Annotated in this window: 18 protein-coding genes and 1 pseudogene; 6 read left to right on the top strand and 13 right to left on the bottom strand. The window is 28.2% G+C overall.

Translation table 11 applies throughout. From position 1 onward, the window contains the following. Window positions 1–29: 29 nt before the first annotated feature. Window positions 30–203, top strand: a complete 174-nt coding sequence (locus C7U54_RS14520; RefSeq protein ID WP_155522439.1) for a hypothetical protein — start codon at window positions 30–32, stop codon at window positions 201–203. Window positions 204–224: 21 nt separating this feature from the next. Here the strand turns inward: C7U54_RS14520 and C7U54_RS01120 are convergent, their stop codons facing one another. The 5 genes from C7U54_RS01120 to C7U54_RS01100 all read right to left on the bottom strand — a co-directional run bounded on the left by C7U54_RS01120 (window position 225) and on the right by C7U54_RS01100 (window position 5,635). Continuing rightward, window positions 225–770, bottom strand: a complete 546-nt coding sequence (locus C7U54_RS01120) for a transcription repressor NadR (protein WP_107028993.1) — start codon at window positions 768–770, stop codon at window positions 225–227. Window positions 771–792: 22 nt separating this feature from the next. After that, complete coding sequence (locus tag C7U54_RS01115) at window positions 793–2,820, bottom strand: L-aspartate oxidase (RefSeq protein ID WP_107028992.1); 2,028 nt, start codon at window positions 2,818–2,820, stop codon at window positions 793–795. A gap of 9 nt (window positions 2,821–2,829) precedes the next feature. Next, window positions 2,830–3,735, bottom strand: coding sequence for a quinolinate synthase NadA (nadA, locus tag C7U54_RS01110; protein WP_107028991.1), 906 nt, complete (start codon window positions 3,733–3,735; stop codon window positions 2,830–2,832). A gap of 106 nt (window positions 3,736–3,841) precedes the next feature. After that, window positions 3,842–5,236, bottom strand: a complete 1,395-nt coding sequence (locus tag C7U54_RS01105) for an ROK family protein (protein ID WP_107028990.1) — start codon at window positions 5,234–5,236, stop codon at window positions 3,842–3,844. 69 nt (window positions 5,237–5,305) lie between these two features. Further along, a complete protein-coding gene (locus C7U54_RS01100; RefSeq protein ID WP_107028989.1) occupies window positions 5,306–5,635 on the bottom strand; it encodes a cupin domain-containing protein in 330 nt (109 codons plus the stop codon). Between the two features lie 99 nt (window positions 5,636–5,734). Here C7U54_RS01100 and C7U54_RS01095 point away from each other — a divergent pair, with 99 nt between their 5' ends. The 4 genes from C7U54_RS01095 to C7U54_RS01080 all read left to right on the top strand — a co-directional run bounded on the left by C7U54_RS01095 (window position 5,735) and on the right by C7U54_RS01080 (window position 10,141). After that, on the top strand, window positions 5,735–6,418 hold the full coding sequence (locus C7U54_RS01095; RefSeq protein WP_107028988.1) for a response regulator transcription factor: 684 nt from the start codon (window positions 5,735–5,737) through the stop codon (window positions 6,416–6,418). Next, window positions 6,400–7,365: a sensor histidine kinase gene (locus C7U54_RS01090; protein WP_107028987.1), complete on the top strand. Its 966-nt coding sequence runs from the start codon at window positions 6,400–6,402 to the stop codon at window positions 7,363–7,365. Before C7U54_RS01095 ends, C7U54_RS01090 begins: the two co-directional genes overlap by 19 nt. Window positions 7,366–7,467: 102 nt before the next feature. Next, complete coding sequence (locus tag C7U54_RS01085) at window positions 7,468–8,226, top strand: ABC transporter ATP-binding protein (protein ID WP_107028986.1); 759 nt, start codon at window positions 7,468–7,470, stop codon at window positions 8,224–8,226. Between the two features lies 1 nt (window position 8,227). Further along, complete coding sequence (locus C7U54_RS01080; RefSeq protein ID WP_107028985.1) at window positions 8,228–10,141, top strand: ABC transporter permease; 1,914 nt, start codon at window positions 8,228–8,230, stop codon at window positions 10,139–10,141. Window positions 10,142–10,162: 21 nt separating this feature from the next. Here C7U54_RS01080 and C7U54_RS01075 read toward each other — a convergent pair whose 3' ends face one another. From C7U54_RS01075 to C7U54_RS01045, 6 genes and pseudogenes are all read right to left on the bottom strand, one after another. Further along, a complete protein-coding gene (locus tag C7U54_RS01075) occupies window positions 10,163–11,209 on the bottom strand; it encodes a HipA domain-containing protein (RefSeq protein WP_107028984.1) in 1,047 nt (348 codons plus the stop codon). A gap of 223 nt (window positions 11,210–11,432) precedes the next feature. Further along, window positions 11,433–11,881: pseudogene (locus C7U54_RS15475) on the bottom strand (type III toxin-antitoxin system ToxN/AbiQ family toxin). A gap of 190 nt (window positions 11,882–12,071) precedes the next feature. Then, window positions 12,072–13,436 (bottom strand): MATE family efflux transporter, encoded by a 1,365-nt coding sequence (locus tag C7U54_RS01060; protein WP_107028981.1) that lies wholly within the window; start codon window positions 13,434–13,436, stop codon window positions 12,072–12,074. A gap of 70 nt (window positions 13,437–13,506) precedes the next feature. Next, the gene (locus tag C7U54_RS01055; protein WP_162297478.1) at window positions 13,507–14,193 is read right to left on the bottom strand and encodes a Bax inhibitor-1/YccA family protein; all 687 of its coding nucleotides are present in this window, start codon (window positions 14,191–14,193) and stop codon (window positions 13,507–13,509) included. 10 nt (window positions 14,194–14,203) lie between these two features. Next, window positions 14,204–14,713, bottom strand: a complete 510-nt coding sequence (locus C7U54_RS01050; RefSeq protein ID WP_107028979.1) for a nitroreductase family protein — start codon at window positions 14,711–14,713, stop codon at window positions 14,204–14,206. Between the two features lie 2 nt (window positions 14,714–14,715). Continuing rightward, window positions 14,716–16,014 (bottom strand): ATP-binding protein, encoded by a 1,299-nt coding sequence (locus tag C7U54_RS01045; RefSeq protein ID WP_107028978.1) that lies wholly within the window; start codon window positions 16,012–16,014, stop codon window positions 14,716–14,718. A gap of 91 nt (window positions 16,015–16,105) precedes the next feature. On the opposite strand from C7U54_RS01045, the gene C7U54_RS01040 reads away from it, so the two are divergent. Then, on the top strand, window positions 16,106–17,530 hold the full coding sequence (locus C7U54_RS01040) for an alpha-amylase (RefSeq protein WP_107028977.1): 1,425 nt from the start codon (window positions 16,106–16,108) through the stop codon (window positions 17,528–17,530). Here the strand turns inward: C7U54_RS01040 and C7U54_RS01035 are convergent. Then, entirely contained in the window at window positions 17,488–17,751 is a 264-nt protein-coding gene (locus C7U54_RS01035) for a hypothetical protein (RefSeq protein ID WP_107028976.1), read from the bottom strand. The two genes, C7U54_RS01040 and C7U54_RS01035, sit on opposite strands and share 43 nt — an antisense overlap. A gap of 83 nt (window positions 17,752–17,834) precedes the next feature. Next, window positions 17,835–18,620, bottom strand: coding sequence for a 2-hydroxy-6-oxo-6-phenylhexa-2,4-dienoate hydrolase (locus C7U54_RS01030; RefSeq protein ID WP_107028975.1), 786 nt, complete (start codon window positions 18,618–18,620; stop codon window positions 17,835–17,837). Between the last annotated feature and the right edge of the window lie 46 nt (window positions 18,621–18,666).

The following is an 18,666-nucleotide window of genomic DNA, read 5'->3' as shown; positions in this document are numbered from 1 at the left end:
TTGAAAAAGCAAGTAATGAAATAGATAGTTTGCTTAGTAAAGCAAATGAAAATATTATTAATTATATTAAAATGCAATTTCACGAAGATATCAGTAATTTTATAAGCACCCTTTCTAAACAACAAATTCTTGATATTCAAGATCGTTTATTTGATTATACAAGTATTGAAGAATTAAAAAAGAGCTTAAAAAAACATCAATAACAAAATATTGATGTTTTTATTTTACTTATCTTTCCAAAAATCAACCGGTTCATATTCTTGTAACTGTGCAAGAAATCCAGCTTTTTGAAGTTCTTCTTGAATTTCATCAAGAATCTCTTCACTGTCTGCATGAACTGTATGATAATGATATCCTGATGTGACATTTTTTAGTAAGCTTGAATGTCCTGTTTGTAGATTTGTCATATAATTTTTAATATCTCTTCTTGAGGCAATATTTAATGTTGCTTTTACAATATTATAAACTTTATGATAAACAAAGACATCTTCAACATAACCACCTAAGTCAACAATTAAAGAAAGTTCTTTTTCTACTTCATTATCATCATGATGTACCTTAAAAATACGTTTACAAACTTTTTGTGTATTTAAAACATATCCTTTATGTGTTGAATAAATATCATAATCACCAGCACGAAGTAAAGCAATGTCTTGAACAATGACTTGCCGACTTACTTGGAGGGTTTTCGCTAAATATGTTCCTGATACAGGTTGTAAACTGTTTTTTAAAATATCAATAATGGCTTGTCTTCTTTTATTTCCATCCATAACTCGCCCTCCTTAATTGATATTATATCACATGTAAATTCTTCAATGAAAGGTCTAATATTGGTGCAGAATGTGTTAGAGCACCACTTGAAACATAATCTACTCCTAAATTTGTAAGTCTTGCAATGTTTTCTTTTGTGACATTTCCTGAAACTTCAATCTCAGCACGATGATCAATATAAGCAATAGCTTCTTTTAACATATCATCATCCATATTATCTAACATGATAATATCCGCACCTGCTTCTACAGCTTCCTTGACCATTTCCATATTTTCTACTTCAATTTCAATTTTTCTAACAAATGGTGCATACTCTTTAGCAAGCATAATGGCTTCCTTAACACCACCAGCAGCACCAATATGATTATCTTTTAATAAAACACCATCACTTAAATTATAACGGTGATTATGTCCACCACCGACTCTTACTGCATATTTTTCAAAGATACGATTATTTGGTGTTGTCTTACGTGTATCTAATAAACGAATAGAAGAATCTTTTAAATATTCTTGAACATTCGCTGTATAAGTGGCAATTCCACTCATTCTTTGTAAATAATTTAAAGCAACACGTTCTCCACTTAGTAAAACACGGACATCGCCTTTAATACGTCCTAAAAGTTGTCCTTTTTCTACGTGATCTCCATCACTAGCAAAGAATTCAACATCACAAGCTTCATCTAACAATTCAAAAGTACGTTCAAAAATTTGTAAGCCACAAATGATACCATCTTCTTTACAAATCAAATCAACAACTCCTGTTTTAGAAAAAGGCATCACACTATTAGTAGAAACATCTTCACTAGTAATATCTTCTTTTAAAGCACTGATAATAAGTGGATCTACATTAAGTTTTAATGTTGTTTGATCAAACATATAATGATTTCTCTCCTTTAAACTTTTTTCAATACGTTTAGCCGCTCTTTTAGCAAAAACAAGACTTTCTAATAATGAATTACTTGCAAGTCTATTTTTACCATGAACGCCATTGCATGCTGTTTCTCCAATAGCATATAAATGTTTCATACTGGTATGACTATCATAGTCTACTTTGATACCACCCATAAAATAATGTTGTGCAGGTACAACAGGAATAGGTTCTTTAAAAACGTCATAACCTTTTTCTTTACAATGTTCAACGATATGAGGGAAATGACTAGCAATTTCTTCTTTACCAATTGGTCTTAAATCTTCATAAACATAATCTGTTTGATCTTTTTCCATTTGTTTAAAGATGGCTTCTGCCACAACATCTCTTGGAAGAAGTTCATTGACAAAACGATTTCCATTTTTATCTAAAAGAATAGCCCCTTCACCACGTACAGATTCAGAAATCAAAAAGCTTCTTTCATGATCTGTTGTATATAAAGTTGTTGGATGAATTTGTACATAATCTAAATTCTTAAGTTCAATTTGATATTTTTTAGAAAGTTCAATACCATCTCCTGTTAAATGAGGATAATTTGTAGAATGTTTATAAAGTCCTCCGATTCCTCCAGTAGCTAAAACAACTTTTTTAGCGTATACCTTTTCTTCTTGATTATTTCTTTTAATCACTCCACCTAAAGCAACATTTCCTCGAACAATTAAATCAACAAGAGGTGTATTTTCTAAAAGTGTCACATTCTTTTTTTGTCTTACTTTTTCTAATAAATGTCTCGTAATTTCTTTACCTGTAATATCTTCATGATAAAGAATACGTTTTTGGCTATGAGCCCCTTCTCTTGTAAAAGCAAGGCTTCCGTCTTCATTTCTTTCAAAATCAACCCCATAACTAATTAAATCTTGAATAACATCTGGTGATGATTTAATCATTAATTCAACTGAATAAGCATCATTTTCATAATGACCTGCTTTCATCGTATCTTCAAAATAACTATCATAGTCATCTTCATTTCTAAGCATACAAATTCCACCTTGTGCTAAAAATGAATCACTTAATTCCGCCTCTTTTTTAGTAACCATTAAAATATTTAAATCTTCTGGTAAATGTAAAGCCATATAAAGGGCTGAACATCCACTACCTACTATTAATACATCTGTTTTCATTTTTTCTACCTACTTTGCAAGTTCTAACATTTTTTCTAAAGGACTTAATGCCTTTTGCATAAATTCATCATTTAAAATGACTTCATTTGTTTCATTTTCTAAAACATCTAGAATTTTTTCTAATGTTACTTTTTTCATATTTGGACATACTTGAACATCCATAATTGTATGTAACTCTTTATTTGGTGCTAATTCTTTGATTTTTGCGAAAACACCGTCTACTGTCCCAATAATAAAATCTTTTGCATCACTTTGGACAACATAGTCAATAATCGCTGATGTGCTTCCTACAAAATCAGCAGCTTCAACGATTTCTCTTTTACATTCAGGATGAACAGCCACTTTTGCTTCTGGATATTTTTCTTTTGCTTCATTTAATTTTTCTAAAGTAATATTGGTATGACGAGGACAGTGTCCATAGTTTGTTATCACATTTTTTTCAGGAACTTGTCTTCTTACAAAATCTCCTAAGTTTTGATCTGGTATAAAGAAAATATTTTTTTGTGGTAATGCTTTAACAATCTTAACTGCATTTGATGAGGTTACACAAACATCTGCATATTGTTTAATTTCAGCTGTTGAATTGATATAACATACCACCGCTAAATCTTCATATTTTTCTTTCATTTCTTTAATTTCTTTAATTGTAATCATATGAGCCATTGGACAATCTGCAAAAGCATCTGGCATAAATACCTTTTTTTCAGGATTTAATATTTTTGCACTTTCCCCCATAAACTCAACTCCTGCAAAAACAATACGATCAGCATCTGTTTGGCTAGCTACTTTGGCTAGATAAAATGAATCCCCAATATAATCAGCAATCTTTTGTACTTCTTCATCTACATAATAATGAGCTAAAATAATTGCCTTTTTTTCTTCTTTTAATTTTTTAATCTTTTCTACTGTATTCATAAAACTTCTCCCTTTTTACGAGGAGAGTATACTCCTTTTGTTTACATCTGACAAGACAGTTGTAAAAAATAAATGTAAAAAAGGTATCTTTTTTCAAAGATACCTCTTACATTTCTTTTAACCCTAATAAAATACAGCCAATCAACATATACTCTTTTAAACTTTCTATCTTGATTAAATCTGGTAAATAACTTTCAGGCATATATTTTTCCATTTCCTTTTTGACATCATCACTTTTAGAAATCAATTTATTATAAATAATAATAGCTTCAGGAGCCACCATCGAAGTAATTCCTAAACAATACTTTGTTGTCCATTCCAGTGCTCCTTCTGGTGTTTTTTTCATTTCTTGATAATTTTCACTAAAAGAAATAGGTAAATATTGAATTTCACCGGCAATATTATGTCTACCCTTGATTAAATGTTCTCGATGAATATGGCCAACGCCACCTGTTCCACCAATACGTGCTTGATATAAAAATGAAATAGATTCATATTCATCTTGAGAAGCAAAATATCCCATGACAATCGTATTGACATCATTATTAATAACAATCTTTTGAGTATATTTTTCTTCAAGATAAGCTTGTAAATGACACTCTTCTAATCCATATTTCTTTAATGTTACAATGCCATTATAAACCACACCAGGAAGTGATAAACTAATCAGTTGAATATCAGGATATTCATAAAGAATCGTATTCAACAAATCTACAATATCATCTACTGAAATCGTATTTTTATAGACTTCAAAATCTTCTAAAATCACATCATTTTCATCATAAAGTCGACTGACGAGTCTTACTTTTTGATCAAGTTGAATAAAAGCAAGGGCTAAAACTTGTTGATGTTTTTTTAAGGTTTGCTTAATTGGTAAAGGACTTTCTTGATGACTTTGGATTTTCTTTTCTTTATATAATTCTTCTTCTAAAAAAGTAATCGTATTTCCTACATCATATTTACCAAATAAAGCAGATGACAAAGCATAAACACGTTTATCTTTTAAAACCCCTTCTACTTCTGATAAACGAAAAGAAACTTGTGGGGCAAGAAGAATCACATCATAGTCTTTGGCTTCATCATAGAGATTGCCATAAGAAACCGCATTAAATTCAAAATCTTTATTTAAAAGTTGTACTCCTTCATTTAACTTTTGCGCAAAGAATCCAGTTGTCAAACCACTTGTACATGATAAAAGAACTCTTGTTTTTTTAGTAGTTGTTAAGGTTTGTAAACAAAATCGCATATCATAAAGTAAACCTAAAGCATGATGAAAATTATTCATTTGAAAATGAATAAAAAACACTTTTTCTTTGGTTATTTTATTTTCAACATCTAATTCAATCATACAATCAGGATAAAAGTTAATGGCTCCAATTCCATATTTTGTTTCAATGATAATATTATCATTGACTTCTTTAACATCCCAATTCTCTTCATTTTGGTTAAGCAACCATCTTTTTAATAAAGCTGTATCAATCTCTTTTAAAAAAGAATCCATAGTCTCACCTCGCCTCTATTATAACGAATTTAAACTTTAAAAAAAACAATAATTCTTGATAAACAAGAATTATTGTTCAGGTACAACTGCAAAATAAACAAGATCTTCTTCATGATCATTAACCATTGTATGTTTATGACCTTTAGGACAATAATGAACACTTCCTTTATGAAGTTCTTCTCTTTGTCCATCATAAATAACATAACCATTACCAGAAATGACATAAATTATTTCACTATTTGTTTCATGAACATGTTCACCAACACTTCCACCACTAGGAACATGACCAATCATAAAACGGTTTAAACCATCAAAATACATCTTAGCTTCAATGTATTTTTCTCCGCCTTTAAAGTTTTTATATTTTTCTAAATTATTTTCATCATATTCAAAAATCATTTTTATATCCCCCATTCGCTTTTATTATAACATACCTTACATAAATGTAAGATGACGAATTAAATATTTTTCTATATAATATTTAAAGAAGGTGATTTTATGTATAAATTATTAATTGTAGAAGATGATTTAATCATCGCCCAAGGGTTACAAAAACATTTTGAAAAATATCATTATGAGGTTTCTTGTGTTGAAAACTTTGAAAATGTCTTAGATGATTTTATTCAATATAAACCTGATCTTGTCTTACTTGATATTCATTTACCTTTTTTTGATGGCTACTATTGGTGTCAAGAAATACGAAAGATTTCTCAAGTTCCTATCGTCTTTATATCTTCATCAAATGAAAACATGAATATTGTTTTAGCGATGAACATGGGTGGTGATGATTTTATTAATAAACCTTTTGACTTACAAGTCGTTCAAGCTAAAATTCAAGCACTTCTTAGAAGAACCTATAGTTTTTCTAAAGAATTTCATCTTTTATCCTATCAAGATGTCTATTTAGATTTATTACAAGGAAAGATAACTTATCATCAAAAAGAACTTGTTCTAACAAAAAATGAACTTAAAATATTAGAATTTATGTTTGAACACGCTGAAGTGATTGTATCACGCGTTGATTTAATGAATCATTTATGGGACGATCATCAGTTTATTGATGATAACACTTTAAGTGTTAATATGAATCGCTTAAGAAAGAAACTTGAAGATATTGGACTTTTTAACTTTATTCATACAAAGAAAGGTTTAGGGTATTTATTATGCTTAGAGAATATTTAAAGAAAACTTCTACTGTTTATCTTCTTTATCTTTTCTTTATGCTAACAAATTTTCTGATTTTACTTCTATGTCAGGTTTTACAAGATTTGATGATTTATATCTTGATTGTCGATTTAGTAATCGTCTTGATTTACTTTATTATTGATTATACAAAATATAAAAACCATCATCGTTATCTTCAATATTTACAAGAAGACAGGGAACTTCATTTTCCTAAAATACGTTATCTTGAAGAAAAAACATATCAAGAATATATTCAAAGACTTCAAAATATAATGAATGATTTAAAAAAAGAAAATCAAATTAAATATAATGAAATGATGGATTATTATACAAAATGGGTCCATCAAATTAAAACACCTATCGCAGGATTAAAACTCATTATTCAAAATGATTACCAAGATGAAAGAATGCTCGTTGAATTATTAAAAATAGAACAATATGTCAATATGGCTTTACAATATATCCGTTTAGATCACATTCATCATGATCTTTCTTTTCAAAAAATATCTTTAGATTATCTCGTATCACAAGAGATAAAAAAACAATCCCTTTTCTTCTTTGAAAAAGATATAAAAGTAGATTATCAAATCAAAGATATACAAATATTGACGGATGAAAAATGGAGTGCTTTTGTCATTGAACAAATACTTTCTAATGCCTTAAAATATACTCAACAAGGAAGTATTAAATTTTATAATGATCATGAAAAACTTTATATTCAAGATAGTGGTATTGGTATTAAAGAAAGTAATCTTCCTCGTGTTTTTGAAAGAGGATTTACGGGGTTTCAAGGAAGAAATGATAAAAAAGCGAGTGGTTTAGGTCTTTATTTATGTAAGAATATTTTTGATAAATTAGGTCATCTAATTTCTATTGAATCGACTATTGGTAAAGGAACAACGGTATGTCTTGATTTTACTAAAAAAGAAATATTTATTGAATAATCTTACAATAATGTAAGATTATTTTGCTTATTTGTAAGATAAATCGATAGGTCATCTTTTATTAAAAGCATAGAATATAGGTGTAAAAAGGAGGAGACAAAAATGTCATTATTACAAGTTAAACATTTACAAAAAATTTATTCAACACGTTTTTCAAGTCAAAAGGTAGAAGCTTTAAAAGATGTCTCTTTTGACGTTGAAGAAGGTGAATATATTGCTATTATGGGTGAATCTGGAAGTGGGAAAACGACACTTTTAAACATTTTAGCTTCTTTAGATAAACCAACAAGTGGCGAAGTATTACTAGATAATCAAGATCTTACTAAAATCTCTGATAAACATATTTCAGCTTTTAGAAGAGATAATTTAGGCTTTGTATTTCAAGATTTTAACTTATTAGATACTTTTAATGTTGCTGATAATATTTATTTACCCCTTGTTTTATCCAAAGAGCCTTATGCTTTAATGAAACCAAAACTAGACAAACTAGCTAAACCTCTAGGAATAGATCATTTATTAGAAAAATATCCCTATGAAATATCTGGTGGTCAAAAACAAAGAGTTGCTGTCGCAAGAGCCTTCATAACAAATCCTAAAATCATTCTTGCCGATGAACCAACAGGAGCTCTTGATTCTAAATCAACTGATCAGCTTTTATCAATCTTTGATCAAATTCATCAAAGTGGACAAACTATTTTAATGGTGACTCATAGTAGTAAAGCAGCAAGTTATGCCAGTCGTGTCTTATTTATTAAAGATGGACAAATCTTCCATCAACTTTATAAAGGAGATATGTCTAATCAAGAAATGTATCAAGCTATTAGCGATACTCTAACAATGCTTCTTTCAGGAGGTCAATAAAATGAAATTTTATTTAAAATTGGCTTTAGGAAATATCAAAAAGAATAAGAAGCTTTATACATCATATTTTGTTTCAACAATCTTTTCTATTGCCTTATATTTTATTGTTAGAAATATTGGACAAAGTCCTACTTTAAAAGATCATCAAGAAATGACGATGTTTTTAGGATTAGGCAGTGGTGTAATAAGTATTTTCTCTTTTATATTTTTACTTTATACCAATAGTTTTGTTATAAAAAATAGAAAAAAAGAAATTAGTCTTTATCATATCTTAGGGATGGAAAAAAGAAATATACGTTCGATGATGTTTCTAGAAACACTCATTATTGCCCTTATTTCTCTTTCATCAGGTATTTTAATAGGTGTTCTTCTTTCGCAAATAACATCGGTTGTTATCTTAAGATTGATTCATAAAAGTGTTCAATTTTCTTTAAACTTTTCATTGAACGCTTTTATACAAACTATTATTATTTTTAGTATCATTTTCTTAATTTCTTTAATATACAATATTACTATTGTTGTAAGAAGTAATCCTATTGAACTTTTAAAAGGACAAAACATTGGTGAAAAAGAACCTAAAACAAAAATAATCTTAACGCTTTTTGGAATGATTACTTTAGGGGCTGGTTACTACCTTGCCTTATCTATCACTGATCCAATGAAAGCAATGACTTTGTTCTTTGTTGCAGTTATTTTAGTCATGCTAGGAACTTATAGTTTATTTACAGCAGGAAGTATTGCTTTATTAAAATTCTTAAAATCAAGAAGAAACTTTTATTATCAACCAACACACTTTACTTCTATTTCTGGTCTTTTATACCGTATGAAACAAAATGCGGTCGGACTAGCAAATATTTGTATTTTATGTACTTGTGTTTTGGTTACTCTTTCTTCAACAATCTGTTTATATAATGGAATTCAAGATAGTATAGACCGTCAATGTTATATGGCTGGTAATATTAAGTTGAATGGTTTTAAAAATCCAAGTTATGTTTTTGATAAAACAAAAGAATTATTAAAAGATGAAAAATATGATTCTCTTTATGCTTTACCTGTTTATGAGTATTCTGGGAGTTTAAAAAAGAATCATGCTAAACTTGATGATTATGATTATAAACATCTTTCTTGCATTAATCTTGTTTCTTTAGAAGATTATAATCATTATTTTGATAAAAATCTTTCTTTAGATAAAAATGAAATCTATCTCTATAGTTATGGAAAATATAATTACCGTTCTCTTTCTTTAAATGGCAATTCTTATGTCATTAAAGATCAAATCAAAAACCGTCAAGTTCAAACTGGTAATAGTTATGCTTTTAATGCTATAACTATTATTATGAATCAAAATAATCTTGATCAATATCAATTAAAACCACAAATATTCTTTATTGGTTTCAATGCATCAAAAGAAGTTGTTAAGAATGTTACAAATCAACTTATAAAAATAGATTATAGTCAACTTGGTGAAAAGAATTATTATTTTACTACTCAAAATGGGATTGAAGATCAAGAATTTATCTATGAAATGTATGGAAGCATTCTCTTTATCGGTATTTTCTTATCAATTATGTTTTTAGTAGCAGCCATTATCATTATTTACAATAAACAAATTTCTGAAGGATTTGAAGATCAAAATAAATTTGAAATCTTACAAAATGTAGGTATGTCACAAAAAGAAGTAAAACAAACGATTCAATTCCAAGTATTGATTTTCTTCTTTGTTCCATTGATTGTCGCAATTATTCATTTATTATTTGCTTATCCGCTTATTTTAAAGGTATTAAATGGTTTATTGTTATGTAATGAAAATATCTATCTTATTTCTACAATCAGTTGTATTACAGGTTTAATTATTATTTATACGATTATTTATTTAATCACTTCTAAAGCTTATTATCGTATTGTGAAAAAATAACATGTTAAAAAGACTTAACCATCATTTGATCATTAAGTCTTTTTTTGCTTTTAATTTATGAATTCTTGTTTGAAGTCCATTAATCAATATTTGTATTTTTTCATCAGGTATCATTGTTATTTCTTGATACTTTAATAACTCCTTTTCCCACAAATCCGGTACTTTTTCCAAAGCTATAAAATCAAGATTTCCAATTAATTTTTCATCACAGGCGAAATCAAGTATCTTTTCAAAATCTATATTTTTATCATTGAAAAAGCATCCTGTTGCATTTTCAAAATTCATTTCATAAACTTCTTTTTGTGAATACATCGCCTGTCCACTATCAAAGTTAAGTGCAATTTTTAACCATTTTAATGTTTCAACATCCCTAATAATACCAAAATTACCTAAATGTCTATCTTGATTAATCATCAAATAATCAAGTATAAACATTTTTCCTATGCTCTCTTTTGCATTTTTAATACCATTATTTTCTAATAAAGTAATATATGCTTTATAAAGACTTAGCCTGTTATCTTTGAAATTGATGTTTTCTTTTTTTAAAAGCGCATAAGCAGAAATAAATTCTGTATGATTATCGATAAAACACTCACATTTAGATAAAGGTGCTTTATTTAAAAGCTCTATCACATATTCAGTATAATCAAGATGAATTGCTTGACTTATCAAACAACCTAAAACTTCATTGAAAGGTTCTAATTCTCTATTTTTAAAAGAACTCTTTAAAAGATATCTCTTTTTATCTTTATCTACGACCCATGCCTTTTTTAACATTCCATCTGACGTATTATTTGGTGAATAAAAATCAATTTTTTCATCCTCTACCAGTTTATTTTCAAATATAGCTTCAATATAGCTTTGACTATTAAAATCATGATCAAAAAAGTTAATATCTTCCCATTTTAACTTAGATTCAACAGGATTCATCCAATATTGATCAGATAACGATAACCCATATGCTTTATTTAATAAAACATCTTGATTATCAAGTCCTAAATTATCTAAAAAATCATCAAGTCCATCACGCCAAGAAGGAATTCCTCTTCCTCTAAACCATGAATTCATCTCAACAACATTTAGCTTTCCTTCTTTAAAACATTCTAAAGGTGCATAAGATTCATTATAAATTTCTTTAATATCAATTATTCTATTGTTTGTATTATCATAATCTACTCAACAAACCTGTTTATTTTTATTCATTAAATCATATTCAGCTAATCCATTATTAAATGGATTAACTAGGAAATAATGTTCATCAGGAAAACGATTAGAATGTTTTCCATATTTTTCAATCTCCCATGAAAGTGCAGCATCTTCTATTTTTTTTAAAATTAACAGTATGTTGTAAATAATTTTGTTGATAATTTTTATTTTTTTGTTTATAGAGTCTTTCTGCTGAAATTTGTATTCTTTTTTTATTATCGTCTATAAATTGACTCACTTCTTCCATTTCTATTGTTTTATTTTTTATTTCACTTAACTCTTTATAAGGAATGCAAAACATATTTAAAAATAAACATTTTCCATAATATTTATTTCTATGAAAATCATACATTCTAAAAATTGTTGGTGATGATTTTTTTGTGGATCTTCTTTTTTTGATAAACTTATAGGAATAAAATATCCTCGCTTATTTATTCTTAAAGGAAAGCCAATTATTTGAACATTATTAATTATATGTGTATCTAGTCCATTTAAATATTTTAAATACTGTTTTCTAACATAATAAAATTTCATAACAATCCTCCTCGTATAAAGTAAAACAGAGATTTACAAGTTGCAATCTCTGTCGTAAATACTTTCCAACTAAGGCTCTGGTTCTCTGATTTAGAGTTTCCAACTAAGGCTCTGGTTCTCCGATTTAATCCAACTAAAGCATGGATTCTCTAAAGAAAATATATCATATTTTCATTTTTAAAACAATGTTTTAGAGATCACTTACAATATTATGTACCCATATTCCTTTTCTTACAAGAATAAGACCAAGTGTTGCTTTAGGAATATCAACACATTGAACAAGTAAATATATAGTCAATATTGGTAATGATGTTAAGCGTGTAAGTAATAAAGCACTCATGAAAGTAAAAACAAAAGTATAACCACTATCAAATAAGAAGGTTAGAAAAGTTTTGCCTCCTGCTCGCATTGTAAAATAACTACTGTAATAAATAGAAATAATTGGTAACATACATGCCGCAATTTTTAAAAGTTGTGAGGCTAAAGCTTTTACTTCTAATGAAGTATTATAGATTTGTGGTATGAGTGATGAAACATTGAATAATACAATACCTATAGCCAAACACATCACAAAATTCATAAATAACATTTTTAAATCGTAATCTTTGGCTTTTTCAATTTCTCCTGCTCCAAGTTGTTGACCAACTACAATAGAAATAGAGTTACCCATAGCATAACATACGATCATAAAGAAGTTTGTTACTGTTGTTGTTATGTTAATGGCAGCTACCGCTATAATTCCTCTTGTAGAATAGCTTTGAGAAATCAAAGCAATAGAAATAGACCATAAGATTTCATTACATAAAAGAGGTAATCCTCTTTTCAACATTTCTTTAGTTGTATCAAAAGGAACTTTCTTCATCTTAATAGCATCTTTTAAATAAAGATTTCGAGAACCCCCTATAATATTAATACTCATTTCAATCACACGAGAAACAACCGTTCCAATCGCCGCTCCTGAAACACCTAATTGTGGAAATCCAAAATGTCCAAAGATCAAAATATAATTAATACAGAAATTGACAATCACGGCGACCACACTGGCAATCATTGGTAAAACCGTATTTCCTGTTTCTCTAAGTGACGATGAATAAACTTGTGTAATTACAAAAGGAATCAGTCCAATGAGCATAATTTTTAAATAATCCATTCCATAATTTAAAGTTTTTAAACTATCAGTAGGATTATCATTTAAATATAAAGAAATCAATTGTTGTCCAAATGTATAGAATAAAAAAATAGCTAGCAGTGTAATTATAATTCCTATAATCAATTTGATCCTAAAACAATTCTCCACTCCTTCTTTATTTTTCTTTCCATAAAACTGTGCCATAAAGATTCCTGGGCCTGACATAGCTCCAAAAATCGTGACATTAAATACTTGTAATAATTGATTGGTAATAGAAACTCCTGACATAGAAAGTGTTCCTAATTGTCCAATCATAATATTATCTAATAAACTTGCAAGATTTGTAAAACCATTTTGAATAACAATGGGTATACAAATCGCAAGAACCATTTTATAAAATCCTTTACTTCCAATTAGTTTTTTCATATTCCCTCCTATGTGTAAAAGATATTATAATCGATTATGCATTTAAAAAAAAGAGCTTTCGCTCTTTTGACTACTTATTATCTCCTAATAATTGAAGAATATCTAAGAAGATATTAACAAAGTCTAAATAAAGATTAAATGCTCCATAAATACTTAATTTTTCTAACATTTCTGGATTAGATGAAGCATAATTATAAAGTTGTAATGATTTTTGCATATCATATGCTGTAATTCCTGCAAATAACGCAAGTGAAATCAGTGGCATAATAAGTGTTCCCACACCTAAATTAAAAATCATCACAATAACTGAAAAAATAATATAAACAAATAATCCTGCTAGACAGATTGTTCCAATTCTTGTTAGATCCATTTTAATCACTGTTCCTAGTACAACAAGCACACCAAAGTAGATGGCTGCTACTAAAAAAGCAAGTGCCACGCTAAAGGAAGTATAGCTTGCAATAACATAAGAAAATGTCACACCAGTAATGACTGAATAGATCATATAAAGAACTTTTGCTGTAATTGGTTTCATTGTCATTAAACGTCTTGATAAACCAATAACAACCGCAAATTGAAAAATAATTAAAATGAAAGGAAGCATTCCTGCATAAGACATAAATGATGATTTTTCTAAAGCAAAAGCTGTCACAAAAGTTGTTAAAACACCAATAACCATCCATTTAAAAATATTGTTAATGTATTGTTGTATCGTCATTGAACAATCTTCAACATATTCATAAGTTTTGTTATCCATATTCATTCTCCTATCCTTGAATAATACGATTTTCTAAAATTTTCTTTTCAGGTAATGTTTTTTCAACATATCCTAAAATACAACATCCAATACCAACATAATCCTCTAAATGCCATTTTCGAAGATATTCTTGGCCTTTTTCTAATTCAAACATTTCTTTACAACGATTGATCCAACAAGAACCTATATTTAATGCATACGCTCCTGTTTGCATAGCCCCAATCACTAATGAACCATCTTTTATACCATTACTTTCATCTTTTGGGACAAAAATAAAACATACTGTTGGTGCCCCATAGAAAGGATCAACATCTTTTCCAAAAATAATCGCATTGAGTTTTGAAAGTTCTTTGATTTCTTCTTGATTTTGAACAACCACAATTTTACTTGATTGTTTATTTTTACCACTTGGGGCATTTAAACCACAATCAAGGATAGTTTTTAATTCTTCATCTTTGATTTGTTCTTGTTTAAAACTACGACAACTTCTTCTAGTTGTAAGTGCTTCAATTGCATCCATTTTTATCTCTCCAATCCTAAAATATAGTTAACAAATTGTTGCGCTGTTCTTCCTGATGTTCCACCATGAGAAAGTTCCCATTTATTTGCTTCTAATAATAGTTCTTTTTCATCCATTTGGATATTATTTTTATGTGCTAATTCTAAAACAATATGATTGAATTCTTTTTTCATTGGTTTAGAATAATTGATTTTAACTCCAAAACGATTAACTAATGAAAGTTTTTCTTCCATGGTATCTGATTGATGCATTCCATTTTCTTGAACAACATCATTACGATCAGACCAGTTTTCTTTAATAAGATGTCTTCTATTACTTGTTGCATAAATAAGAATATTTTCAGGTTTTGTTTCAACCCCACCTTCAATTACTGCTTTTAAGAATTTATATTCAATTTCAAATTCTTCAAATGATAAATCATCCATATAGATAATAAAACGATAATTTCTATTTTTAATCATCGCAATAATATTTGATAAATCTTTAAACTGATGTTTATAGATTTCAATCATTCTTAAACCTTGATCATAAAATTCATTTACAATTGCTTTAATACTTGTTGATTTACCTGTTCCACTATCCCCATAAAGTAAAACATTATTTGCTTTTCTTCCTTCAACAAAAGCTACAGTATTATCTAATAACTTTTTCTTTTGAATTTCATAACCAACTAAATCATCTAAAACAACTTCATCCATATTATTAATTGGTTTTAATTCTACATAGTTTTCATGACTTGTCGCAATTCTAAAGGCTTTATTTAAACCAAACATACCTACTCCATAATCTTTGTAGAATTGTGTTACAACATCAAAGAATTCTTGTTCATTCTTTGTTTCTTCTAGTTTCTTTGAAAGTTCTTGAACTTTTAAAGAAACATTCTTGTTGTACATCAATTCTGGTTTAGATAAAGCGTGATAATCAGCAAGCGTTGAAAAACAATCAATATTTAATTCTTTTTCAATACTCCTAAAATCATAATGGAAAAGATCATAAAATACTTTAAAATCATTTAAAGCAAAATGATTGACCGTACCTTCTCTTGCACCTTGTTTTTCACAAGTCATACTAAATGGATTTTCATTTGTCATTAATAAATAAGTCAAATAATTATGCCATAAATTATCATTAAATCCATATTGAGTTGCAAGTTCTAATAATCTTTTTATCTGACCATAAATTTCTTGACGAAGTTCATGATTTGATTTTTCATCATCTGATAACAACTTAGCAAGTTGTACTAAAATTTCATCCTTTGGTAAATTCCCATAAAGAATTAAATTTGATATTAATTCATACATATATATAATCCCCCTAATTTCCTTTATTTTAACGCATCTTTTAGGAAAATGAAATAAAATGGTGTATAATAGTTTCAATGAGGTGAAAAAAATGGAAAATGGTGTTTTATTACAAGGGTTTCATTGGTATATAAAACCTGAAGAAAAACTTTGGAAACAACTTCAAGAAAAAGTAAAATCTTATAAAGAAATGGGTTTTTCAGCTATTTGGTTACCACCTGCTTATAAAGGCGTTGGCGGTATTCATGATAATGGTTATGGTGTTTATGATCTTTATGATTTAGGAGAATTTAATCAAAAAGGAAGTATTGAAACAAAATATGGAACAAAAGAAGATTATTTAGCGTGTATTCAAGCTTTTCAAAAAGCAGGAATCGATGTCTATGGAGACATTGTCTTGAATCATAAAATGGGGGCTGACGGTACTGAAATTGTTAATGCAAAAGAAGTCAATCGTCAAAATACTAATGAAATCATTTCTGGTGATGAACAAATTAAAGTCTATACTCTTTTTACTTTTCCTGGTAGAAATAAAAAATATTCTGATTTTATTTGGCATTGGTATCATTTTGATGGGATTGATTATGATGAAAAGACCCATCGTAATACCATTTTCCTTTTTGATCAAAAAAGTTGGGATCAAGAAGTCGATGATGAAAATGGCAATTATGATTATTTAATGGGAGCGGATTTAGATTTTGGAAATGAAGAAACCGTTCAAGAAGTTACCTCATGGCTTTATTGGTATATAAATTTTACTAAAATCAACGGCTTACGTCTCGATGCTGTTAAACATATTCCCGCTTCTTTTTATAAAAACCTCTTGCCAAAAATATATCACGATTTTAATAAAGAATTATTTACGGTTGGTGAGTATTGGCACGGAGATGTGTATCATTTAGAAAAGTATTTAAAAGAAGTCAATTTTGAAATGTCTTTATTTGATGTTCCTCTTCACTATCATTTTTATGATGCAAGTCATAATGAAAATTATGATTTTTCTCATATTTTTGATCAAACGCTTGTTTCCATGTATCCTTCAAATGCAGTTACTTTTGTCGATAATCATGATACGGAACCAAGTCAATCATTAGCTTCTTTCATTCCTGATTGGTTTAAAGGACATGCTTATTGTTTAACTCTTTTAAGAAAAGCAGGGTATCCTTGTGTTTTCTATGGTGATTTAGAAGGTATTGATTATGAAAATGTTTCTTCAAAAAAAGAAATGCTTCAACAACTCCTTTCTTTAAGAAAACAATATAACGAAGGAAATCAAGAAGATTATTTTGATTATCCTCATTTAATTGGTTGGATTAGGCGTACCCAAACAAAAGCAATGGCAATTATTATGACGAATTCAAATGGTGGTATTAAATCAATGTATGTTGGTAAAGAATATAGCCATTGTTATTATGTCAATGTCTTTAATGGTTATCAAAGAGTTCTTATTAATGAAGATGGTTATGGTGATTTTTATTGTGAGGATAAAAACTTTGCTGTATACGTAAAAGAGTAATGATTCAGTTTTCCTGATTCATTACTCTTTTTTATAATTATAAAATTAGTTTTTTTGTCATCTAATCCAGTTAAATTCAATTCAATCTTTACAACAGTTTCTTTTATATCAACATTTTCAAAATCATGCCCACATATTATTGCTTCTAAAACATCAGAAAATGAAACTGAATATCTTCCATCGTTTTCTTTTAAGAAAATGGCAGGATAATATAATTTCATACTCTTTCTCCTTTTTAATATTACGTATTTATACTTGAAGCATGATTATTTTTTTAATCAACACATTTAATTTATTTTAAATATCAAACAATCTGACAAGCCTTACATACTTCTTTGACCCAACGAGAAGCATCCAACAACAATTCTTCATGTCTTAAATCAAATTCAATGATATCAGGTTGTTTGAAATATTTTTCATAACGTTTTCGATACTTTTCACCCATCTTTTTTGAATAGAATACATGAATTGTTGTATGAGGTACTTGGATTTGTTGACCCACTTTTGTATATAAGTCACTACAAAATTGATTTTTCATTGATTCTTTAGAAATAAAAAAAAAATCAATGCCACTTCCTATACCCATGAGTTCCATGAATTTCTTTCGATAATTTGCATTTTCATCTTGAGTATTCATTCTTTTAGAAATAAATTTTTTAGCTAGTCTACTTCCTTTGCCTGTAATTAAAGGATAAATAATGGACATTACAAGTGCAGTTTGTAGTTTTGCAAGAAGCTTAGAAGTTTGATCCATATCACTTGAACCAATAATCGCATGATCGATATGAATGTTTTCTCTACTTAACAGTAAAGATACAAAAGATCCGCCAAGTGAACAACCATAGACAGCAAAAATATGACCATTAAAATATTCTTGAATATATTGTTCAATCTTTTTTGTTTCATCTAATTCAGAGATAAAAGTAGAGTGTTCTGTTTCATCAAAACCACTATAACTGACAATTGTGACATAAAAATATTCTTTTAACCCTTCTATAACATGTCCAAAATTATTTTTCCAATAACAACACGTTCCTGGAAACAACATCATTACTGGCTTTGATTGATCTCCAAATGTATAAACTTTCATAGAATTCCTCCATTAGCTTTAGCTAACATAATTTCAACATACTTTA

The sequence above is a fragment of the Faecalibacillus intestinalis genome, assembly GCF_003024685.1.
Classification (GTDB): domain Bacteria; phylum Bacillota_I; class Bacilli_A; order Erysipelotrichales; family Coprobacillaceae; genus Faecalibacillus; species Faecalibacillus intestinalis.
This window is presented reverse-complemented; position numbering and strand designations above follow the sequence as displayed.